The sequence below is a fragment of the Ekhidna sp. genome (genome assembly GCF_965228795.1).
In the GTDB taxonomy this organism is placed as follows: Bacteria; Bacteroidota; Bacteroidia; order Cytophagales; family Cyclobacteriaceae; genus Ekhidna.
In genome coordinates, this window is record NZ_OZ245839.1 from 2,306,642 (window position 1) to 2,327,505 (window position 20,864).

Below are 20,864 nucleotides of genomic sequence, written 5' to 3' on the forward strand. Positions count from 1 at the left end.
TGAAACCGCATTTAATGCCGTTTAATTAAGAAGAAATCTTTTCTAAACCTACCTGTGGAAGGTAGTTCAGGAATACCAACCTTTTGAGACGGCCTCTTGTTTTTTACTCCATCTCCATAGCACTATCTACCGCATCGGTAATTTCTTGCATCTTTTGTTTGGTGTATCTACCGGATGTAGCGTAAACGATTTTACCATTGGGGTCTATTACGTAAAAATATGGGATGTCCTTACCGTCAAAGTTGAGTGCATCTTTATATTCCTTCAGCGTTCCTTTATAAAAAACAACATTCGGCTGTAGTCGCAGATCTATCGTTTTCTTCATTTTTTTCATAACCTTCTGATAAGCAGGTCTTTTCGCTCCCGTAAACATGGGAATGAAGTAGGTATTTATATCGAATGAAAAGTCAAATGGTCCAGGGTTCGGGTTTTTATAGATGAATTGATTATAAACGGGTTCAAACCAGCCTTTTAGATAATCCTCTGCCTTTTTTGAGAAGGCAATGCCTATTAAGCTATACTTACCAGAGATATCTTTAGGGATGTCCACAAACTCATTCGTAAGCGTCTCAGCTTCCATTTCCGGAAACGACTCACCAACCTGACTAAATGCGTTGAAATATGAAGCTAATACAACTACGAATACAAGAGATATTTTTTTCATGAGGTTACAATTTGATGCATTTAAAATACGTATGTCTAACGAAAGAATCTTATTTCTATCATTATTTTTCTAAATTTCGTCCAATTATCAACTTAAACAACCATGCAATACAGAAGAATCAGCTATTCTCTCATTCTCTTGCTTTTAGGCTATTTCACGTTTGCTCAAGCACATCGCGATGCATACAATCAGGGAATGCAAGCCATCAAGTTTCAAAAATATGAAACAGCCATAGAAAAATTTCAGGAAGCCATTAAACTCAATCCTCAGTACTCTGATGCGTGGTTTTATCTTGGGAAAACATACGACTTCTTAAATAGAACAGAAGAGACGATCAATGCATATCGAAACCTTGAAAAGGTTGATCCGGATTATAATATCAGTATTTACTATGACATTGCCAGATCTTATATCGAACTCGATAATTTACGTGGTGCACGTATTTATATCAAAAGATACTTAGAAAAGGCCCCAAAGAGCCCAAAAGCAGCCAGACTGATTCACCTGGCTATGAATCGATTGAACTACATTGATATCAGCCAAGAGCTAAGGGCAATGCCTCCTAATACGACAGAACCAGAACCAATCGCTTCGGTGAATAGCATCTCAGGTGATTATATGCCATCAGTGAATCCAACAGGTACACGATTGTACTTTACCAGTGTGAGAAAGGGCGGGTTTGACTTTAAAGATGAAAATAGTGCTGAGCTTGATTTTGGTGAGGATATCTACTATTCAAAACTCCTAAATGGAGAGTGGAGCGAACCGGAGCTACTTCCTGAGCCAATTAATTCAAAAGCCAATGACTTTGGTTCTGCTTTCACAGGAGATGGCCAAAACATGGTATTCGTTCGATGTGATGAAAATGGAGCAATCGGTAGTTGTGATCTCTACATCACGCAGTTGAATGGAAACACCTGGAGCGATCCTGAAAATATGGGAAATGTGGTAAACGATGAAGAATGGGACAGTCAACCGACTATCAATGCGGATGGTAACCGCATCATCTTTACCTCCAGGCGACCGGGTGGATATGGAAACTCAGACCTTTATATGGTAGAAAAGAATCATCTGGGGCTATGGGGCATTCCTCAAAACCTGGGAAGTATCGTTAATACACCATTAACTGAAAATAGTCCATTCCTTGCCGCTGACGGTAAAACACTCTATTTCTCCTCAACCGGCCATCCGGGAATGGGAGGGGCCGATGTTTTTTATACCGTTTTTGAAAATGGAAAATGGTCCACGCCTAAGAATCTGGGTAAGCCGATAAATTCGGAAGGAAATGACACCAATTTCAGTATCTCAGCTTCTGGGAATGCGTATTTAGCTTCATCCAGATTGGATGAAAATAACTTTGATATTTTCAAAGCAGAACTGCCAGATGAATTGAAGCCAAAACCTACCATTGTTGTACAAGGAATCGTATCCAATTCTGAAGATAAGCAACCATTGAGTGCATTGGTGTTGGTTGAAGATCTAAATACAGGGGAACTGATTGCAACCAATAAGAGTAACGAAGCAACAGGTGAATATCTTGTAGTACTTCCTGCCGGACGAGATTACAGTGTGTCCGCAAATGCCAAAGGATTTTTCTTCTATTCCCAAAGCTTTGAGCTACCCAAGGACACTACCTATGCAGAGATTACCAATGATATTCCACTTGAGCCGATCAAGAAAGGGACTAAGGTGGTATTGAACAATATCTTTTTTGAGGTAGGAAAAGCTGAATTGAAGCCTATCAGTTATGTAGAGCTAAATAAAGCGGTAACACTGATGAAGAACAATAAATCAATGAAGATCGAGGTTGGTGGGCATACCGACAATGTCGGCGCTGAAGCCACCAATCAAAGCCTGTCTCAGAAAAGGGCACAGTCGGTTGTGGAGTATATGGTGCTAGCTGGGATAGATCGTGATCGGCTAATAGCGAAAGGATACGGAGAGAGTGTGCCTATCGCTGATAATAGCACCAAGGAGGGGAGAGCCAAGAACAGGCGAACCGAGTTTGTGATTGTAGAGTTTTAGTCTGAAAACGGAAAACGAATCTCTCGATCATTCACTTCAATGAAGTCGTGAGATTCCAATAAAGTACTGAGCTGAGGAGCCACTTCTTCCATTCGGGTAAGAAGTGGCTCTTTTTCATTGATACCATAAATGAAAATCATTTGTTCAGGTACTTTTCTGCTAACGTAGCTCTTGACAAAATCATCATCCTTGGTTACATTCACATACCCTTTTTGGATAGCAAGGCGTCTCAGTTGATCATCAACTACCCGTTGATTTTTATGGGATTTCATCTCATTGATATGAAATGCTTGTAATCCGCATGATCGAAAAATGATCGCTACCTGCGGAGAAATATTTTCATCAATAATAAATTTCACTTAGCAAGAACACTTTACCGTTAGTTCCAGTTACCTACCTAAACCTAATCAACTATGGCTTTACTTGGCAACCTAATTAAAAAAGGAATTGAGTTAAATCAGAAGCTTAGCTTTGATCTGAAGAGTAGCGAAAAGCAACAAGAAGATCAACTGATCGATCTGCTGGATAAAGCCAAGGATACTGCCTTCGGTAAGTTTTATGGCTTTAAGGAAATACTGAAATCCAACAATCCAGTTAAAGCCTATCAGTCGACAGTCCCAATCCATGATTATAACAGCATCCATGAAAGGTGGTGGCACCAACAACAGTCAATGGAAGACATCACATGGCCTGGAAAACCATCATTCTTTGCACTTAGCAGCGGCACTACTGGTAAGTCAAGTAAGCGAATTCCGATTACGGATGACTTTCTGCAAAGCATGAGAGATGTAGGAACTTCCATGATAAGGTCTTTGCCGAATTACGATTTTCCGGAGAAGCTCTTTGAAAGTGAAATTCTAATGCTCAGCAGCAGTGCTAACCTTAGCAAACACGACTATGGTCATCTAGAAGGTGAAATCAGTGGTATTAATGTTAGCAATTTTCCTGAGTGGTACGATCTGTTTTATCGACCCGGAAAAGAGATAGCGAGTATTTCTAATTGGGATGAGCGTGTAGCCAGGATTGTAAAGGAAGCTCCAAATTGGAATATTGGAGCGATTGCCGGGATTCCATCCTGGGTATTATTGATGCTTCAGGAGGTAATCAAAGGTCATAAACTTGAAACAATTCATGACATTTGGCCAAATCTAACAGTATACGCAAGCGGTGGGGTAGCCTTCGAAACTTACAGAAGAGATTTTGAAAAAATATGTAAGCAACCTCTGACGATTATGGATACATACCTGGCATCAGAAGGCTTCTTTTCTTACAGTACAAATCCGGATTCAATGGATATGCGGCTTGCACTTTCTCATGGGTATTTCTATGAATTCATACCTTTTGATGAACGTGGAGTCGATGATTTTGGTCAGTTGATTGATGATCCATTGACTATGACCATCGATCAGGTAGAGACTGATCAGGATTATGTGTTGATCATTAGTACTTGTGCTGGAGCGTGGAGGTATATGATCGGAGATACCATTAAGTTCACAAGCTTGGAACCTGCGGAGATTAAAATTACCGGACGAACGAAGTTTTTCTTAAATGTAGTAGGATCACAATTGTCAGAAGAGAAAATGGATGAGGCAATCTTAATAGTCTCTAAAGATTTAGGAATCACGGTGAATGAATATTGTGTTGCAGCCATGCAAAATGAGGACGATGATTACCTACATCAATGGATTGTTGTTTCTGAAAATGAAATAGATGAAAAATCATTCACAGAGAGGTTGGATGAGGCATTGAAAGAGGCTAACAAAAACTATGGAGTGGCAAGAAGCAAAGCTTTACAGGGCATTAGGGTCAGGGCCATTAGCAAAGATCAATATCATGGATTTTTAGAAGCGAATAAGAAAAAAGGAGGTCAGGTGAAAACACCCAAAGTAATGGGAGAGGAGCGGATGAGGGCTTTCCTGGATTACACCTCCTGAACCACAGGGCCTAAAGGTGTCTTATCACTAACACACATCTCTACATCATCAATTGACATATAGTATTTCCTCATCTGATTTTTGTAGCTATCATCAATCAGGTCATGCTCAAAAACGAATCGTTTGGTAGCAAGTATTTCTTCATGAAAGCCGGCATCTATGGCAATTTTATCTGCGCGATGCTCTACTTCCTTTCGGAAGTTTGAAGATACAAGGTATTTGATACCATATTTTATCATTCCAATCGTTGAGTGTGGAGCATAGTCAACTACATGACCTAACTCATGGGCAAACCATCCTTTGAGTACAATATCAGGTAGTTCTGAAACTTTGATCGACTCACTATCCCGTACATACCTGGCAAGCTTGATTTTGTACCTGTCAGGACCTCCAAAGAGTTTAGTGATGTTGATGACTGGTTGCGCTTGCATCGTTGTGCCCTTAACCTTACGTTGCTTCAAGATGAGTTTGTATCCGTCAAGACTATCATATTGGTTGAGCACGTTGAGAAATGCTTTTCGAATATGTTCATGCTTCACATTTTGGAATACTACGGTTGCCATAAGTTAAACAACAAGTCTACAGAGCTACAGTTCGACTTTTTTGAAACTTTATGATTTAAAATTCGAATCACTACTCATGAGAATGTTCTTTGTAGTTGCTCTCATGTTTCTTTCATTATTTTCTTGTCGAGATAGTGATAGTGTGCCGATTCCTCCGTCAGAACCATGGATGATTTCGGAGTTTAATAAGCGTTTCAGTATTGACATTCTATCAGCTCCAATAGTGTACAATGAATTTACTTCAACATATGTGAGCACTATTTACAAGGGAAAAGCCCTTAACCGAATATATGTTTCAGAAAACGGAGCGATTCAATCTCGAAGAATATTCCCCTTGTTCCCCTTAGGGAAGCAGAAGGTAATGTGTATTATAAGAATGTCACCTGCTCTGATGGAACGGAAATTGCAATTCATCCAGGATTGGGAAGAAGCTCAGGCAAGTATTAATGATCAGCACATAGGATTTGCAGTAGAAAATAATTACGATAGTGCATTGGTAGTTTTCGATAACTTGAATTTTTATTTGGAACAAGATGAATTTCCAGCATGGAGTGTAGATCGCAATTCTGTGGAGGATTTTGAAGCCTTTGCATCACAAAATGATATCGATATTGATCAGTTCGATATCTTACTTTATATGGATTTAGACCTAAAGAATCCTAGCGGCGGAATAGGTTCATGGGAAGGACAATTTGCCAAAGTAGGATGGTTCTATGATGATGATTTAGTTACAAAGGAACGAATTGAGGGATTAGCATTTGCAGCTTATCATCATGAGATTGGTCATGTTTGGGGGTGGGAGCACGATTGGTCGGACCCCTATGAACATCATGAAGGTTTTATAGCCAGTCCACAGTTATTTGGTTGGAAAGATTTAGATGGAAATGGTATTCCTGAAATCTTGGATTACAATCCAAATTAGAATTCCTTTAAAGTATGATAGACCTGATCTACTGGTAAGCCTACCACGTTAAAGTAAGACCCCTTTATCCACTCTACACCAATTAGTCCAATCCACTCCTGGATACCGTAACTCCCCGCTTTGTCTAATGGCTGGGCTGTTTCCACATAATGATCAATCTCCTCTTCGGTAAGCTCATGAAATTTAACTTCTGTCAGGTTAGCAAAGGATACTTGTTTCTCTTCATTACTGACACATACACCAGTCATTACCATGTGGATCTTTCCGGATAATATCTTCAGAATTCGTTTTGCTTCTTCTTTGTCCTTTGGTTTACCAAGAATGGTATCGGAGAAGATCACCACCGTATCAGCTGTAATGATCGTTTCTTTTTGAAAGGCTTCCCGATGAGCTTTGTTTTTCTCAATGGCCAGATATTCGGCTACTTTAGAAGCTTCCATTTCTTTAGGAAATACTTCATCAAATTCGATAGTCTTTACTTCAAACTCAAAGCCTGCTTGCTCCAAAAGCTTCTTTCTTCTAGGCGATTTTGAAGCCAGTATTAGGTTATTGAAATGCTTCATCAAAAAATGAATTGAATTCGTCCTCCTTTATCGATCCAAAAAGGAAGCCACAAATGACCTTAGGGTAGAAGTAGGTACTTTTTTGCGGTAATGTATATCCGCTATAGCATACTTCTTTTACTGTTTCAATTGAAATGTCTTTTGTTATGATTGCACACTGAGCTTCCTCTTTGATAACTGACTGAAGGCACTTGGTAAAATTTCGTTCGAATGTCAGATTCTTGCTTCCACGCTGATCTTCACCCTTAATCCCCAGACATTTTTCGAAAACGAAGTAGTGCATGACCGTCAAATCCAGCTCCTTGATAGTGCGCGGAAAGTCCCAAGAAATGGTATCGATCATTTCAGGCTTAAGTCTGATTTTATAGGCCTCATCGCCAATCAGTAGACCAAAGGCCCATTGTTTACCTAGAATTACTTCATTTACATCGTATGCCTCTTCAATTGGTTTGATAAAAAAATATTCATCCAGCCTTTTTAGCAATTCCTCTTTATTGAAATCAGGGAGGTCTTTGATTACACGATGAGTGGGGAGTATTCGAAGGTCATCAGCTTCTGTATTTGTGAAATACATGAGGTGATAATTATATCCTTCATTCCCGGTATGTTCAGGATTGTTTTTGGCTCGCTCTTTTTGATATAGGAGGGACCCTTCATATCGGTGATGACCATCCGCCAGAATGATTTGTTTATCCTCAATGATCTCCATGATCCGCTTTATGATCTTCACGTCATGAATTACACTGAACACATCCCGAACGCCTTGATAGTCCTCCGTTTCGTAAAGTGGGTCCATCATTGCTTCATCCAGGTACTTTTCGATCTCATGCGTTGGGTCGGTGTAGAGTCCATGTGTAGGACTTACATTTAACTGTGTCTTATCCAGGATTTCCATACGATCACTAACCGAATAGGGCATGGTGTTTTCGTGCCTCAACAGCACTTTATCCGGCCAATCGTAGACTCTCAGATTAGCAATGAATCCTTTTCTGATTCGCTCTCTATCCGATCCCGGAAGCGTGAAATACTGATAATAAACATAAATAGCTGGAAGCTCGTCTTGCTTGATGATACCATCGGCTTTCCAGGCTTCTAATCGTTTTTGCGCTCCATCCGATGAATCATCACCACGAGGTACTGAAAGATGAATGCTATTGTGTTCTTCTTCGTATAATGCTTCTCGCTGGCTTTTGGAGACTACATCGAAAAGCGGAGAAACGAGCTTGTCAATGTTTTTAATAAGATCATTATTATATCGCCATGCTCGAAAAGGTTTGATTTCTGCCATTAGGATCTCATTTCAATCGTTCTTTCCACTTGCTCTTGCTCACTTTTGTTTCAGCTTTAGAGATTTTTCGGACTTGCTTATTCACCAACTCATTGGCAATCAATGCTGCGATTTCTGCTTCTTCATCCGTTTCTGCTCTTTTAAGTATATCAGGAGTAAAATGAGACTCTACAAACTTGGTTGTGAATGAACCATCTACAAACTCTTTATGACCCAAAACGAAATCACAGAACGAAAGGGTGGTCTTAACCCCTGTAATCTGATATTCTGCTATTGCTCTTCGCATGCGGTCGATGGCTTCCGAACGATCTTTTCCGTAAGTGATGAGTTTGGCAATCATTGGATCGTAGTAAATGGATACTTCTTGCCCTTGTTCATAACCGTCATCCACTCTCACACCAGCACCCTGAGGCCTAATGTAGGTGGTTAATTTACCCGTATCGGGAAGGAAATTGTTTTCAGGATCTTCAGCATACACCCGTACCTCAAGACTATGACCATTGATTGAAAGGTCGTCCTGGTTGAAGCTAAGCTTCTTACCATTTGCGATTGCAATCTGTTCCTTTACCAGATCTATGCCTGTGATGAGCTCTGTAACAGGGTGCTCTACCTGCAAGCGAGTGTTCATTTCCAGAAAATAGAAATCTAGATTCTCATCCGCGATGAATTCCACAGTGCCAGCCCCAAAATAGCTACATGATTTTGCCACATTTACTGCAGCTTCGCCAATTTGCTTTCTACGTTCCGGAGTTAGCAGAGCTGATGGAGCTTCTTCAATCACTTTTTGATGCCTTCGTTGGATACTACATTCACGTTCAAATAGATGAATGATGTTACCATGCTGATCACCAAGTATTTGTACTTCAATGTGCTTTGGGGATGAAATAAACTTCTCAATAAACACTTCATCATTGCCAAACGAATTACGGGCTTCACTCATAGCCCGATCCATTTGTTCCTCAAAGTCTTTTGGGTCATGTACAATACGCATTCCCTTACCACCTCCACCGGCACTGGCTTTGATCATCACAGGGTACCCGATATCATCAGCGACTTTCTTGGCTTTCTCTACATCATTGATGGGTTCATCCATTCCTGGTACCAATGGCACATTGAATTTTTGAACGGTTTGCTTAGATGTGAGCTTATCGCCCATGATGCGAATAGCTTCCGGTGAGGGGCCAATGAATATGAGTCCTTCTTTCTCAACTCTTTCTGCGAAAGTTGCATTCTCAGAAAGAAACCCATAACCCGGATGTATGGCATCAGCACCAGTTTGCTTACATGCTTCTATGATTTTATCCTGAACCAGGTAGGATTCTGAAGCAGCAGCAGGACCGATATTTACTGCTTCATCTGCATATGCAGCATGTGGAAGCAGTTTATCAGCCTCACTGTAGACGGCTACTGTCTTGATACCCAGCTCTTTGGCTGATCTCATTACTCGAATGGCGATTTCGCCTCTATTGGCGACTAATATTTTCTTTATAGACATAATTTCAATCGTTAGCGCAAGTTTATTGAAAAGGCTACATTCATTATATGTGCATTCTGCTAAATTTGCAACTTGTTTGAAAAAGAGAACACAAGTAAATGGATTTATTTGAGAAATTACTCAGTGATAAAGGAGCGTTAGGTCAGTATTCATATTTAGATCAGGATCTGAATTATTATTTCTTCCCAAAGTTGGAGGGTGAAATTAAGCCTCGAATGACTTTCAAAGGGAATGAGGTATTGGCTTGGAGCTTAAATAACTATCTGGGACTGGCAAATCACCCGGACATCAGGAAAGCAGATACAGACGCAACAGCAGAGTGGGGGCTAGGGTATCCAATGGGTGCCAGAATGATGACAGGAAACTCTGATTATCATGATCAATTGGAGCAAGAGCTGGCTGACTTTGTGGGTAAACCAACAGGCATGTTGCTTAACTATGGCTATCAGGGAATCATGTCTGTGATTGATGCCTTAGTGGACAGAAAAGACGTTATTGTTTATGATGCGGAATGCCACGCCTGTATCATTGACGCGCTTAGAATGCATATTGGTAAGCGATTCGTATTTCCTCATAATGACATTGAAAACTGTGCAACTCAGCTGAAAAGAGCAACCAAACTTGCTAATGAGCAGGGTGGGGGTGTTTTGCTAATCACTGAGGGTGTGTTCGGAATGACCGGAAATACCGGAAAGCTGGATGACATTGTAAAACTCAAAGAACAGTTCGATTTCAAACTCTTGGTTGATGATGCTCATGGTTTCGGAACAATGGGAGATACAGGTGCTGGTACAGCAGAGTATTATGGCGTTCAGGATGGAGTGGATATTTACTTTTCCACATTTGCTAAATCCATGGCCAGTATCGGAGCTTTTATAGCCGGACCGACTGAAATTATTAATCATCTAAGATATAAAGTAAGATCCCAGATTTTCGCAAAGTCGCTTCCAATGCCGTTAGTAATCGGTGCATTGAAACGATTGGATATGCTGAGAACCATGCCGGAGCTTCGTGAGAAGCTTTGGACGATTGTAAATGCAATACAAAACGGGTTCAAGGAAAGAGGCTTCAATATTGGTACTACTAATTCTCCGGTAACACCTGTGGTAATGAACGGGGATGTGTTTGAAGCATGTAATATGGTAGTGGATTTGCGTGAAAATTACAAGATATTCTGCTCTATGGTAGTTTATCCGGTAATTCCTAAGGGAATGGTGATTTTACGAATCATTCCTACTGCCATGCATACTTTGGAAGACGTGGAAGAAACATTGAATGCTTTTGAAGCAATCAAGAAGAAGTTAGACAGTGGAGTATATAAAGAAGCAGGAGTTGAAGGTGCCATGGTGGCAAAATCTTAATATTTCTGCTGTTAAAGCTGTTTAGTTTGCGATTTTAGGCTATATTGCCTCAACTTTAAATTTTATCGATAACCTTAATTACCTTATAACAATGAAAAGATTTGAACAACTAAAGTCTATGGTAGAATCAATGGAATCTGATTTCGAAAAGTTCTACGATAAAGGAAACAACGCTGCTGGAACTAGAGTAAGAAAAGGTATGCAGGACATGAAAAATCTTGCTCAGGAAATCAGACTAGAAGTTCAAGATATCAAGAACAAAGGATAATCGATTTACTAATCGAACCGATAAAGAAATTAGGGAGTCTATTTGACTCCCTTTTTTTGTTTATGGCCCATAGGCCAACAAAAACGTGTATGTTGGGTTAATATAGAATGACTCAAAAAGAAGCAGAAGCCTTAATAAAAGATATACCATTGGGCTCAAAAATCCGTCTCGCCAAAACAAACGGTGATACTATTGAAGTACAGCTATCAAGTAATAAAGTGGATGGAACACCCAAAATTGATAACGGAGGTACAGTAGTGCCTGCATTGCCACCTGCTATTACTGTAAATGGAGGTTCACGATTTGGGAATTTTAGAATCGATGTTGATGCTATAGATGCAATCGAGGTGTTGTGATAGGTTAATTGCACTCATTATTGACCAATACTTGCCCTCATCCTTTTTCATCCCTAACTTTCTTCCATGCATATAGAAGAATTCCGTGATTATTGCATGGCCAAGCCGGGAACTACAGAGGAAACACCCTTTGGACCGGATACATTGGTCTTCAAAGTAATGGGTAAAATGTATGCTTTAACCGGTATCGATTCATTTGAATTTATCAATCTTAAATGTGATCCGGAATATGCCATTGAGCTAAGGCAAAAGTACGATGGTTCAATACGTCCGGGATATCACATGCATAAGAAGCAGTGGAATTCTGTATATACAGATGGAGCCGTTCCTGATAAAACGATCAAGCACCTCATCAACCATAGTTATGATCTTGTGGTTAGCAAGCTCCCCGGAAAACTAAAAGATGAACTCAAACAGTTAAGCTAATGGATATGGAAATTGTAAATAAAGAGCAGGAATCTAAGGGATCATACCAGGCATTAGTAGAAGGAGAGAAGGTGGCAGAAATGACTTATTCTGTTGCTGGTACAGACCGTATCATTATAGATCATACTGAAGTGAATGAAGCTTACCGTGGAACCGGGCTAGGGGAAAAACTAGTGCGAAAAGCCGTGAAAGATGCCCGCAATAAAAAGATTAGTATTGTTCCTTTATGCCCATTTGCTCGTTCGGTTTTTGATAAAAATGAGGATCTGAAAGATGTTCTTTAGCGTGACTTAAATCATTCAGTTTCATAACTTAGGTCATTAGCAAAGCCCTTCATTATCAATAGGTTTACTTATCATCCATTTAAATCTTGCGATCATGAAAACTCCAAGAACCATTAACCCACCCACAGGTCTACCCGAAGAAACCATTCGCCAACTTTCTGATATAAATAACAAAATCAACGAAAGACAAAAAGCAGTTGCGATATACGAAGATTTATTAGCTGTTAAAGAAGAAAGAAAGGCGAAAGAAAAAGCTATGAGGCCGATGTTTCTCAACATTGGAATGGCTGTTAGTATTTTATTTGCTATTGTGGCAATCAATTGGAAGACCTACAACGAAGGAGATTTGGTAGATTTAGGGATGGTTGAAGCCGATATGAACGAGATCATCGAAATACCTCCAAGCACTCAGCCACCGCCACCACCTCCTCCTAAACAGGAGCTATTCAAGATTGCGGAAGTAAAAGACACAGAAATTATTGAAGATATTCAGGTCAGCTTGGATGTGGATGTAACAGAAGATGAAGCCGTTGAGGTTATTGAGATAGAAGCACCAGTAGAAGACAAGGAGGAGGTAGAGGAAATATTTGTCATTGTTGAGCAGGAGCCCCTGCCGGAGGGTGGATTAGAAGCCTTTTATGCTTATTTAGCTGATGAACTTAAATATCCGGGGCAAGCGCTACGATTGGGAATAACAGGAGCTGTATATGTGCAGTTTATCATTGAAAAAGATGGTACCATCACTCAAGCACAGGTAGTTAAAGGTATTGGTGCAGGTTGCGATGAAGAAGCAGTCAGAGTTATTGAAAAAGCCCCTAAATGGGTGCCAGGGAAACAGCGTGGTGTTCCTGTCAGAGTAAAGAAAATCATACCTGTAAGATTTATTCTTGCTAAAAAGTGATCATCAGTAACTAAAGAGGGTGTCTCAAAAGCATCAAAGCTCGTCTTCGCAAGGAAACGAACAGGGCCGCCTGTCGGCGATCTCAGCATAATTTACGGTGCTTTTAAAGAGATTGCTTCACTTTGTTCGCAATGACGACACACTTTTGAGACAGCTTCTTTATTTTGCATAAAATCCCTGATCATGCGTTTGACAATTATTTTATGCAGTTTATTCTTGCTTTCATGTGCCACTCAAAAAAGCGAACCTATGAGTAATGAAGGTTTTGTCCATCTTGCTCTTGGAGATTCTTACACCATAGGGGAGGCTGTCAATGTAGATGAAAGATGGCCGGTACAATTGGCCCACCGACTGAGACAAGACTCCATTAAAATAGATCCTGTGATTGTTGCTACTACCGGATGGACAACTGATGAACTTATGTCCGGTATTGTTAAAGCCGATGTAGAAGGCACTTATGATTTTGTATCATTGCTTATCGGCGTTAATAATCAATACAGAGGATACCCAATTGATCAATATGAGCGTGAATTCAAAGAACTTTTGGATCAAGCCATCAAGTTTGCCGGAGGCAACCCTTATCATGTGATGGTTGTTTCTATACCTGACTATGGTGTGACAACTTTTGCTCAGAAAAAAATGCTAGACCCTGACAAGATTGCCAGTGAACTGGACAACTACAATGCGATAGCTGAAAAAATATCAAAGCTGCGTGATGTCAAGTTTATTGATATCACACCTATTTCCAGAAAAGCCAAAGATGACACTTCCCTCATCGCTTCAGATGGATTGCATCCATCAGGTGAGATGTATAAAATGTGGGTGGATCACATGTACGATCATGTGTTTAACAACCTTTCATCCAGATAAATCTACTAAAAGTTCAATTTCGTCGTTCATTTATAGGTATAACAGAAAATACACCTATTTTTGATCCAAATCACTGCTTTGTCACAACCATCTCTATGAAGAGGCTGATCATTCTTGTGTGTTATGTATCCTTGATTTCGTGTCAAGACAAGGTGATATGCCCTGCATTTCAAAGTACCTACATACTCGATGACTCTACTCGATATGCCTATTTTTCATATGTGTGGCAGTTAGATGAAAATACTAGAACCCAGTATTTGGCCCAACAAAATGGTCAGGATGCCAGTGATTCGTTAGCTGTAGTAGCCCAACCAAAAACTGACTACTATGCATACGCAGGAGAAAAAGTAGTGCCTTGGAGAATCCAAAAGCAGACAAAGTACGGAATTGTAAAGAATACACCGTACCCAATCAAAAAATATCGCCTGCGTACAGCTCCGATGGAAAATGTAACTGCACCTGATCCTGTTTCGAATGACTTTGTGGCTTCTGATTTTGCAGTAGATTCCTTATCACTAGCTTCTGATTCACTTTCATTGGACTCTCTTGCATCACAACCTGTAGCCAAAGAAGAAGAAAAGGGACCAAAATTCCTTTACGGATATGATCCTAGTGATAACTTCAATGTTGAACAGGAATACTATAATAAATACTATGGTCAGAAGTTCATCGACAATCGACCGGAACCAAAACCAGCCCCAATTGACTCTTTGGCTACCTCAGCACCGGATTCAGTACAGTCAAATGAGAGTAAAGGATTAAAAGGGTTGTTTAAAAAACGTAAAAAGAAAGATGCTGAAATCACACCGGAAGAACCTTCTGAAGGAGCCACAGATGCTGAATCTGTAGAGGAGGGACAAGAACCTGATGAAGGAAATGGAAACCGGTAAAAAAACACCGTTAGTATCTGTAATTCTTCCTTTTCGCAATGCACACTATTTATCAGAAGCCATTCAAAGCATATTGGATCAAACCTATAGGCATTTTGAATTGATTTTGGTGGATAACAATGATTCCAATTCGAGTAATAGTTTAGATCAACATTTCCATGACCACCCACAGATTCGATACCTTAGAGAGCCACATAAAGGAGTTGTTCATGCCTTTAATGCCGGCCTCAAGGCTTCAAAAGGAAGCTTAATAGCTCGAATGGATGCTGACGATGTTTCAGACAAATTCCGTTTGGAATATCAGGTTGAATGGCTTTTAAGTAATCCTGAAATGGGAGTGGTATCTGGTCATGTCGAGTATCTGGGTTCCGATAAAAATGAAGGATTCATTCATTATGTTGATTGGCTGAATGCTATTCAGTCATTTGATGAAATTCGAATCAATCAGTTTGTGGAGTTTCCTCTGGTAAACCCATCATTAATGATTCGTAAAGCGCTTTTTGATCTTTATGGGTCATATCGGGAAGGTGATTTTCCTGAAGATTACGAGTTTTTCTTGCGATTAATGGCAGAAGAGGTAAAAATGGGTAAGGTTAGTCATCCTGTATTAAAATGGAGAGATAGCCCCGGTCGACTTACACGAACGGATGATCGTTATTCACAAGATGCTTTCTTTCTAATAAAAGCTAAATACCTGACAAAGTGGTTAAAAGCGCATAATCCTTTTCATCCTACGATTTATTTATGGGGCGCAGGCCGCTTATCACGCCGGAGAAGTGATTATTTATTAAACGAAGGAATTGAAGCGGCTCAATACATTGACGTAAAAGAGGGGGGAAGGACACTTCACTATAAATCAATTCCATCCAAGGATGAAGCGTTTATAGTATCCTATGTGGCTAATCGTGGCGCCAGAGATGAAATACGATCATATTTAGTAGAAAAAGGCTACCAAGAGGAAGTAAACTTCATAATTGCCTCTTAAATAATTCTAAAAATTTTAGTATTTAAAATATTTTACTAATTTTAACATCAAAACCAGATTGATGCAATTAGCAAAGGATTTGATATTAGATGACTACTACAAGCTGAGGATTTCTTCCAAAAAGCTTCAGTCAGGTCGATATCAAGTGAAATTCTTCGCAACTATAAGAGGTGAAAAAGAACTCTACGGATATGTGTTGGTAGAAGCCGAGGAAACCTTAAAGTCCGTTATAACCCGTATACGGAGAAAACTGAAAGAATTGGATAAAAGCATCGAGTATCGTCATTTCCATCTATTTAATGTCGGACGTGAACAACAACCCTCTAACTTAATGATCTTCGAATAATGGCACGAATTCCCAATAACATCAAGTATCTCCGAAAGAAGAAAGGGTATACCCAAGAAACATTCGCTCAGGCATTGGGGATTAACCGACCATCTGTTGGTGCGTATGAAGAGGGTCGCGCTGATCCTCGTTTAACTACATTGTCTAAGATGGCGGAGCTTTTTGAAGTCACTGTAGATGAATTGATTAGCGAAGACCTGACAAAAGAAAACAGGATTCCTAAACAGAATGTGAAAGTGTTGGCCGTAACAGTAGATGAAGATGCTGACGAAGAATACATCCAATTGGTACCAACCAAAGCAGCCGCCGGATATACCAATGGTTATTCGGATCCTGAGTATTTGACAGATTTGCCAAGGTTCCATCTTCCTGTATTACCGAAGGGAGGCACGTACAGAGCCTTTGAAATAGCCGGGGATTCCATGTTGCCAATTGTTTCAGGAAGCATTATTGTTGGGAAATATATTGAGCAGCTGGATCACATCCGCAATGGAAATACATATGTGTTGGTCACACAATCTGAAGGTGTGGTATATAAACGAGTCTTTAATTACATTGAAGAAGAAGGCAAGCTATTTCTGGTCTCTGATAATAAATCATTCAGTGCTTATGAACTGGATCCATCTGAGGTAATGGAGATATGGGAAGCTAAGGCGTATATCTCCGTTGAATTTCCAGATCCTAACTCAACAGATGATCTTTCAATGGATCAGTTAATGGGTATGATAGGTAATTTAAGAAATGATGTAGAACGCTTAAAGAAGAGCACAGACCAATAGCTTTTTGCGTTCCTTTCAGGTTAACTTTGACCCTGAAATGAAAGGGTCTTTCTTAATCGTATTCATAATTCTGATTTCTTGTGTGTCTCCTCACAAGGATAAAATTGAAGTACCCAAACTTCATGCAGGATTCTATTCAGCTGCGCTAGAGGAAATTAATGATAAGTTGAAGTCAGATCCTGAAAACGATCGGTTGGTCGATCAAAAGATATTCTACTGTGAACAGCTGAACTGGCCCACGACTTGCATTTCGGCACTTGATGCTCAAAAGGAAATGTTTGGAATGAGCAATCAATTGGTTCGTCAATACATGGCTTACTATCAAATACATGATCATTTTAGAGCATTGCTGGATTTGTTTGATAGTTGGGATGAAGAATACGGTATTAAAACGGAATACCCTTCACTATATATTGATTGCCTGGTTAAAAGCAGAAAACAGAATAGAGCCAAAAGAGAGTTACGTTCTTACTTAATTAGCAATCAATCTGCAGATGATCTGGCTTTCGCGTCGAGCAAATATCTGATGCTAGATGATACAGCAATGGCAGTGTATAATCTGAGTAAGCTTTATAAATTAAACCCCAATGATGAACTGATGTGGGAGTATGGTATGCTTCTCATTAAGCTGGGCTATAATGATTTAGGGGTTGCCGTACTTAAAGACTATACGCAGAATTATCCATTGCAATTTGACAGGAAGCTAGTCTACGCTTCTGTTCTTAGAGGTATTGATAAAAAGCAGGAAGCCAGAAATATATTGATGGCTGAGTTAGATAAAGATACCGCGACCTATTTAGTAGCTGACTTGTATGTAGAAGATCAACAATGGGATTCAGCCGCACTGATTCTTGAAAGGTTAATTGAAAGAGATTCAAGCGACAGGAAGGCTTTGTGGAGGATTGGTAGGTTATATGAAGACAGGGGCTGGCTGCTGTATGCTATGCGGTACCTTGAGCAATTGGAAGAATTGCATCCGGATGATACATTAGCTAGTCAAAGAATCGAGCTTATACAGCGAAAAATTGCATATTTGCAGCGCTTAAAATTTGAGGAAAATAAAATTCCTGCATTAGAATTAGAACCTAAAAAAATTGAAAATTAATGAGTGATCAAATCACCATTACGCTACCCGATGGATCCAAACGTACTTACGATAAAGGAAGTACCGCATTGGATATTGCACAAAGTATCAGTGAAGGCTTAGCTCGGAATGTCCTGGCAGCCAAAGTAAATGGAGAAGTAAGAGACTCTTTTCGTCCAATTGTGGAAGACTCTAATCTGCAACTGCTTACATGGAATGATGAGGAGGGGAAATCAACTATGTGGCACTCTTCTGCTCATTTGCTTGCTGAAGCAATGGAAGCCCTTTATCCGGGGATCAAATTGGGTATTGGACCTCCGATTGAGAATGGTTTCTACTATGATATAGATTTTGGAGATCAGGAATTTGATGCTGACAATTTAGAGGCCATCGAACAGAAAATGTTGGAACTGGCGAGGGAAAAGAATGAATTCACTCGTAAAGAAATTTCCAAGGCTGATGCAATCAAGTATTACAAAGAGAAGGGGGATCAGTATAAGCTTGAGCTAATAGACGGCCTGGAAGATGGCAGTATAACCTTTTACAATCAGGGAAATTTCACGGATCTCTGCAGAGGACCACATATTCCTCATACCGGATACATCAAAGCTGTAAAAATCTTAAATGTGGCGGGTGCGTATTGGAGAGGAGATGAGAATAATAAGCAACTGACACGTCTTTATGCTATTTCTTTTCCAAAACAGAAAGAACTCAAAGAGTATCTAGAATTACTAGAGCAGGCAAAGCAGCGAGATCATAGAAAAATCGGTAAAGAGTTAGATCTATTTACATTTTCAGATAAAGTAGGAAAAGGACTTCCATTGTGGTTGCCTAAAGGAGCAGTTCTGCGCGAACGACTTGAGAACTTCATGCGTAAAGCCCAGCTAAAGGCAGGATATGATCCGGTAGTATCACCGCACATAGGAGGGAAGGAGCTGTACGTCACTTCCGGGCATTATGCAAAGTATGGTGAAGATTCCTTTCAACCGATTAAGACACCCGCGGAAGATGAGGAGTTCTTGCTAAAGCCAATGAACTGCCCACATCACTGCGAAATTTATAAATCAAGACCAAGGTCATACAAAGATCTTCCTATTCGCTATGCAGAATTTGGAACAGTGTATCGATATGAACAAAGTGGGGAGTTACATGGACTTACCCGGGTGAGAGGCTTCACTCAAGATGATGCACATATTTTCTGTACGGACGATCAGGTAAAAAGCGAATTTGCCAAAGTGATTGATTTGGTGCTTTATGTCTTTAAATCTCTTGGGTTTGAAGATTTTACCGCCCAAATATCCCTGCGTGACCCAGAAAATCCGGATAAATACATCGGTAGCGATCAGGCGTGGGAGAAAGCAGAGAGAGGAATTCAGGAGGTCGCTGAAGAGAAGGGCTTGAGTACAGTAGTTGAGTTAGGTGAAGCGGCATTCTATGGTCCTAAACTTGATTTTATGGTCAAAGATGCACTTGGAAGAAAATGGCAGTTAGGAACCATTCAGGTAGATTACACTTTGCCTGAAAGGTTTGAATTGGAATATGTAGGAAGTGATAATCAAAAGCATCGACCGGTGATGATTCACCGAGCACCTTTTGGTTCAATGGAGCGTTTCATTGCAATTCTGATTGAAAATTGCGCAGGAGATTTTCCGCTATGGTTAGCACCAGAGCAAATTGCAATACTTCCAATTTCAGAAAAGTATCACGACTATGCGAAGCAACTTTATCTGGAAATGCAGGAGCAGGATATACGCGGATTTATTGATGAACGAGATGAAAAAATTGGAAAAAAAATCCGTGATTCAGAAGTGAAAAAGATTCCGTATATGCTTATCGTGGGGGAAAAAGAAGCAGCAGATGGAGCAGTTTCCGTTAGACAGCATGGTGCTGGAGATATCGGATCTATGAAAAAAGACGAATTTGTTGGTTTTTTCCACAATAAAGTGGCTGAACTTATCAAATGAGTTTTTGTTAAGAGTAAATAATCGCGATATTTGCGTTTTGTTTTAATGTTCAACTAAAAAAAAGGAGTACAATCGCTAAACTAAGAAGAAGAGGCCCTTCCAGAATCAGAAAAGAAGAGCCCTACAAGGTAAATGAGAAAATCACTGCACGTAAGGTAAGAGTGGTTGGAGACAATGTGAAGGTTGATGTTTACCCAATTGAGCAGGCTGTCAAAATCGCACAAGAGCAAAATCTTGATTTGGTGGAGATTTCACCGAACGCCGACCCGCCTGTATGTAAGGTGATTGATTACTCAAAGTTCAAGTACGAACAGAAGAAGAAACAAAAAGAGATTAAGGCCAAAGCACAAAAAACGGTGATCAAAGAGATCCGTTTTGGTCCTAATACAGATGATCATGATTTCAACTTTAAATTGAATCATGCCATCAAGTTTTTGAAAGATGGAGCTAAGGTGAAAGCATACGTCCACTTCTACGGAAGAACGATTGTTTTCAAGGACAGAGGGGAAATCTTACTCTTGAAGTTTGCTCAGGCACTTGAAGAGTATGGTAAAGTAGAACAGCTTCCAAAAATGGAGGGAAAACGAATGATATTGTTCGTAGCACCTAAGCAAGCAAAAAAATAATTAAGTAAAATAGAATAGAGTTAGAAATGCCGAAACTTAAAACAAACTCCAGTGCGAAGAAGCGATTTAAGCTAACTGGTACTGGAAAGATTAAAAGAAAGCATGCATTCAAAAACCACATTCTGACTAAGAAGGAGACAAAGCAAAAGCGAAATCTTCGATATATGGCAGTAGTGGATAAGGCGGATGAACCAAACATCAAACGTCTTTTGAATCTGTAATTTTTTTAATGAATTATGACCTGAAAAGTAGGTTATAGGTTAAATGTAA

24 protein-coding genes are annotated in these 20,864 nt (G+C 39.9%); 18 read left to right on the forward strand and 6 right to left on the reverse strand.

All coding sequences use genetic code 11. The features are described from left to right. Nucleotides 1–103: 103 nt before the first annotated feature. Nucleotides 104–664, reverse strand: coding sequence for a hypothetical protein (locus ACQK2H_RS10255; RefSeq protein WP_425391349.1), 561 nt, complete (start codon nt 662–664; stop codon nt 104–106). A 102-nt stretch (nt 665–766) separates the two neighbouring features. On the opposite strand from ACQK2H_RS10255, the gene ACQK2H_RS10260 reads away from it, so the two are divergent. Next, nucleotides 767–2,689 (forward strand): OmpA family protein, encoded by a 1,923-nt coding sequence (locus ACQK2H_RS10260; RefSeq protein ID WP_425391350.1) that lies wholly within the window; start codon nt 767–769, stop codon nt 2,687–2,689. On the opposite strand, the gene ACQK2H_RS10265 is transcribed toward ACQK2H_RS10260, so the two are convergent. Next, complete coding sequence (locus tag ACQK2H_RS10265; protein ID WP_425391351.1) at nt 2,686–3,048, reverse strand: DUF5615 family PIN-like protein; 363 nt, start codon at nt 3,046–3,048, stop codon at nt 2,686–2,688. The two genes, ACQK2H_RS10260 and ACQK2H_RS10265, sit on opposite strands and share 4 nt — an antisense overlap. A gap of 54 nt (nt 3,049–3,102) precedes the next feature. Here ACQK2H_RS10265 and ACQK2H_RS10270 point away from each other — a divergent pair, with 54 nt between their 5' ends. Next, nucleotides 3,103–4,623 carry a GH3 family domain-containing protein gene (locus tag ACQK2H_RS10270; RefSeq protein WP_425391352.1) on the forward strand — a complete coding sequence of 507 codons (1,521 nt, stop codon included), beginning with the start codon at nt 3,103–3,105 and terminating at the stop codon, nt 4,621–4,623. On the opposite strand, the gene ACQK2H_RS10275 is transcribed toward ACQK2H_RS10270, so the two are convergent. Continuing rightward, the gene (locus tag ACQK2H_RS10275; RefSeq protein WP_425391353.1) at nt 4,611–5,186 is read right to left on the reverse strand and encodes a hypothetical protein; all 576 of its coding nucleotides are present in this window, start codon (nt 5,184–5,186) and stop codon (nt 4,611–4,613) included. The two genes, ACQK2H_RS10270 and ACQK2H_RS10275, sit on opposite strands and share 13 nt — an antisense overlap. Before the next feature lie 76 nt (nt 5,187–5,262). Here ACQK2H_RS10275 and ACQK2H_RS10280 point away from each other — a divergent pair, with 76 nt between their 5' ends. Beyond that, a complete protein-coding gene (locus ACQK2H_RS10280) occupies nt 5,263–6,108 on the forward strand; it encodes a hypothetical protein (RefSeq protein ID WP_425391354.1) in 846 nt (281 codons plus the stop codon). On the opposite strand, the gene ACQK2H_RS10285 is transcribed toward ACQK2H_RS10280, so the two are convergent. From ACQK2H_RS10285 to accC, 3 genes are read right to left on the reverse strand one after another with little or no spacing between them, the layout of a single operon-like run. Beyond that, the gene (locus ACQK2H_RS10285) at nt 6,105–6,671 is read right to left on the reverse strand and encodes a Maf family protein (RefSeq protein WP_425391355.1); all 567 of its coding nucleotides are present in this window, start codon (nt 6,669–6,671) and stop codon (nt 6,105–6,107) included. The genes ACQK2H_RS10280 and ACQK2H_RS10285 overlap by 4 nt on opposite strands. After that, nucleotides 6,655–7,959 (reverse strand): DUF1015 domain-containing protein, encoded by a 1,305-nt coding sequence (locus ACQK2H_RS10290; RefSeq protein WP_425391356.1) that lies wholly within the window; start codon nt 7,957–7,959, stop codon nt 6,655–6,657. The genes ACQK2H_RS10285 and ACQK2H_RS10290 overlap by 17 nt, the downstream gene beginning before the upstream one ends. 7 nt (nt 7,960–7,966) lie before the next feature. Then, complete coding sequence (accC, locus tag ACQK2H_RS10295; RefSeq protein WP_425393135.1) at nt 7,967–9,457, reverse strand: acetyl-CoA carboxylase biotin carboxylase subunit; 1,491 nt, start codon at nt 9,455–9,457, stop codon at nt 7,967–7,969. A gap of 95 nt (nt 9,458–9,552) precedes the next feature. Between accC and ACQK2H_RS10300 the strand changes: the two genes are divergently transcribed. From ACQK2H_RS10300 to rpmI, 15 genes are all read left to right on the forward strand, one after another. Next, nucleotides 9,553–10,815 (forward strand): aminotransferase class I/II-fold pyridoxal phosphate-dependent enzyme, encoded by a 1,263-nt coding sequence (locus tag ACQK2H_RS10300; protein ID WP_425391357.1) that lies wholly within the window; start codon nt 9,553–9,555, stop codon nt 10,813–10,815. A gap of 91 nt (nt 10,816–10,906) precedes the next feature. Then, nucleotides 10,907–11,083, forward strand: a complete 177-nt coding sequence (locus ACQK2H_RS10305) for a histone H1 (protein ID WP_425391358.1) — start codon at nt 10,907–10,909, stop codon at nt 11,081–11,083. A gap of 107 nt (nt 11,084–11,190) precedes the next feature. Continuing rightward, nucleotides 11,191–11,439: a hypothetical protein gene (locus ACQK2H_RS10310; protein ID WP_425391359.1), complete on the forward strand. Its 249-nt coding sequence runs from the start codon at nt 11,191–11,193 to the stop codon at nt 11,437–11,439. A 66-nt stretch (nt 11,440–11,505) separates the two neighbouring features. Next, nucleotides 11,506–11,865, forward strand: a complete 360-nt coding sequence (locus ACQK2H_RS10315; protein WP_425391360.1) for an MmcQ/YjbR family DNA-binding protein — start codon at nt 11,506–11,508, stop codon at nt 11,863–11,865. A 5-nt stretch (nt 11,866–11,870) separates the two neighbouring features. Further along, nucleotides 11,871–12,149, forward strand: a complete 279-nt coding sequence (locus ACQK2H_RS10320; protein WP_425391361.1) for a GNAT family N-acetyltransferase — start codon at nt 11,871–11,873, stop codon at nt 12,147–12,149. A 94-nt stretch (nt 12,150–12,243) separates the two neighbouring features. Continuing rightward, nucleotides 12,244–13,050, forward strand: a complete 807-nt coding sequence (locus ACQK2H_RS10325) for an energy transducer TonB (protein WP_425391362.1) — start codon at nt 12,244–12,246, stop codon at nt 13,048–13,050. 249 nt (nt 13,051–13,299) lie between these two features. Next, nucleotides 13,300–13,920 carry an SGNH/GDSL hydrolase family protein gene (locus tag ACQK2H_RS10330; protein ID WP_425391363.1) on the forward strand — a complete coding sequence of 207 codons (621 nt, stop codon included), beginning with the start codon at nt 13,300–13,302 and terminating at the stop codon, nt 13,918–13,920. 95 nt (nt 13,921–14,015) lie between these two features. Further along, nucleotides 14,016–14,810 carry a hypothetical protein gene (locus ACQK2H_RS10335; protein ID WP_425391364.1) on the forward strand — a complete coding sequence of 265 codons (795 nt, stop codon included), beginning with the start codon at nt 14,016–14,018 and terminating at the stop codon, nt 14,808–14,810. Beyond that, on the forward strand, nt 14,797–15,795 hold the full coding sequence (locus tag ACQK2H_RS10340; protein WP_425391365.1) for a glycosyltransferase: 999 nt from the start codon (nt 14,797–14,799) through the stop codon (nt 15,793–15,795). The genes ACQK2H_RS10335 and ACQK2H_RS10340 overlap by 14 nt, the downstream gene beginning before the upstream one ends. A gap of 61 nt (nt 15,796–15,856) precedes the next feature. Further along, a complete protein-coding gene (locus tag ACQK2H_RS10345) occupies nt 15,857–16,141 on the forward strand; it encodes a hypothetical protein (protein WP_425391366.1) in 285 nt (94 codons plus the stop codon). Further along, nucleotides 16,141–16,920: a helix-turn-helix domain-containing protein gene (locus ACQK2H_RS10350; protein ID WP_425391367.1), complete on the forward strand. Its 780-nt coding sequence runs from the start codon at nt 16,141–16,143 to the stop codon at nt 16,918–16,920. Before ACQK2H_RS10345 ends, ACQK2H_RS10350 begins: the two co-directional genes overlap by 1 nt. Before the next feature lie 37 nt (nt 16,921–16,957). Further along, nucleotides 16,958–18,025, forward strand: coding sequence for a tetratricopeptide repeat protein (locus tag ACQK2H_RS10355; protein ID WP_425391368.1), 1,068 nt, complete (start codon nt 16,958–16,960; stop codon nt 18,023–18,025). Continuing rightward, nucleotides 18,025–19,968 carry a threonine--tRNA ligase gene (gene thrS / locus ACQK2H_RS10360; protein ID WP_425391369.1) on the forward strand — a complete coding sequence of 648 codons (1,944 nt, stop codon included), beginning with the start codon at nt 18,025–18,027 and terminating at the stop codon, nt 19,966–19,968. The genes ACQK2H_RS10355 and thrS overlap by 1 nt, the downstream gene beginning before the upstream one ends. A gap of 71 nt (nt 19,969–20,039) precedes the next feature. After that, nucleotides 20,040–20,594: a translation initiation factor IF-3 gene (gene infC / locus ACQK2H_RS10365; RefSeq protein ID WP_425393136.1), complete on the forward strand. Its 555-nt coding sequence runs from the start codon at nt 20,040–20,042 to the stop codon at nt 20,592–20,594. 26 nt (nt 20,595–20,620) lie between these two features. After that, a complete protein-coding gene (gene rpmI / locus ACQK2H_RS10370) occupies nt 20,621–20,815 on the forward strand; it encodes a 50S ribosomal protein L35 (RefSeq protein WP_349567321.1) in 195 nt (64 codons plus the stop codon). Nucleotides 20,816–20,864: the final 49 nt, after the last annotated feature.

Bases quoted from the DNA above. Each gene is read 5' to 3' on its own strand.
- ACQK2H_RS10285 (WP_425391355.1), bottom strand. From the start codon at position 6,671: ATGAAGCATTTCAATAACCTAATACTGGCTTCAAAATCGCCTAGAAGA.
- ACQK2H_RS10325 (WP_425391362.1), top strand. From the start codon at position 12,244: ATGAAAACTCCAAGAACCATTAACCCACCCACAGGTCTACCCGAAGAA.
- ACQK2H_RS10355 (WP_425391368.1), top strand. From the start codon at position 16,958: ATGAAAGGGTCTTTCTTAATCGTATTCATAATTCTGATTTCTTGTGTG.
- ACQK2H_RS10310 (WP_425391359.1), top strand. From the start codon at position 11,191: ATGACTCAAAAAGAAGCAGAAGCCTTAATAAAAGATATACCATTGGGC.
- ACQK2H_RS10300 (WP_425391357.1), top strand. From the start codon at position 9,553: ATGGATTTATTTGAGAAATTACTCAGTGATAAAGGAGCGTTAGGTCAG.
- ACQK2H_RS10275 (WP_425391353.1), bottom strand. From the start codon at position 5,186: ATGGCAACCGTAGTATTCCAAAATGTGAAGCATGAACATATTCGAAAA.
- ACQK2H_RS10270 (WP_425391352.1), top strand. From the start codon at position 3,103: ATGGCTTTACTTGGCAACCTAATTAAAAAAGGAATTGAGTTAAATCAG.
- ACQK2H_RS10330 (WP_425391363.1), top strand. From the start codon at position 13,300: ATGAGTAATGAAGGTTTTGTCCATCTTGCTCTTGGAGATTCTTACACC.
- ACQK2H_RS10255 (WP_425391349.1), bottom strand. From the start codon at position 664: ATGAAAAAAATATCTCTTGTATTCGTAGTTGTATTAGCTTCATATTTC.
- ACQK2H_RS10335 (WP_425391364.1), top strand. From the start codon at position 14,016: ATGAAGAGGCTGATCATTCTTGTGTGTTATGTATCCTTGATTTCGTGT.
- thrS (WP_425391369.1), top strand. From the start codon at position 18,025: ATGAGTGATCAAATCACCATTACGCTACCCGATGGATCCAAACGTACT.
- ACQK2H_RS10345 (WP_425391366.1), top strand. From the start codon at position 15,857: ATGCAATTAGCAAAGGATTTGATATTAGATGACTACTACAAGCTGAGG.
- ACQK2H_RS10320 (WP_425391361.1), top strand. From the start codon at position 11,871: ATGGAAATTGTAAATAAAGAGCAGGAATCTAAGGGATCATACCAGGCA.
- ACQK2H_RS10315 (WP_425391360.1), top strand. From the start codon at position 11,506: ATGCATATAGAAGAATTCCGTGATTATTGCATGGCCAAGCCGGGAACT.
- ACQK2H_RS10340 (WP_425391365.1), top strand. From the start codon at position 14,797: ATGGAAACCGGTAAAAAAACACCGTTAGTATCTGTAATTCTTCCTTTT.
- ACQK2H_RS10350 (WP_425391367.1), top strand. From the start codon at position 16,141: ATGGCACGAATTCCCAATAACATCAAGTATCTCCGAAAGAAGAAAGGG.
- ACQK2H_RS10305 (WP_425391358.1), top strand. From the start codon at position 10,907: ATGAAAAGATTTGAACAACTAAAGTCTATGGTAGAATCAATGGAATCT.
- ACQK2H_RS10280 (WP_425391354.1), top strand. From the start codon at position 5,263: ATGAGAATGTTCTTTGTAGTTGCTCTCATGTTTCTTTCATTATTTTCT.
- ACQK2H_RS10260 (WP_425391350.1), top strand. From the start codon at position 767: ATGCAATACAGAAGAATCAGCTATTCTCTCATTCTCTTGCTTTTAGGC.
- rpmI (WP_349567321.1), top strand. From the start codon at position 20,621: ATGCCGAAACTTAAAACAAACTCCAGTGCGAAGAAGCGATTTAAGCTA.
- ACQK2H_RS10290 (WP_425391356.1), bottom strand. From the start codon at position 7,959: ATGGCAGAAATCAAACCTTTTCGAGCATGGCGATATAATAATGATCTT.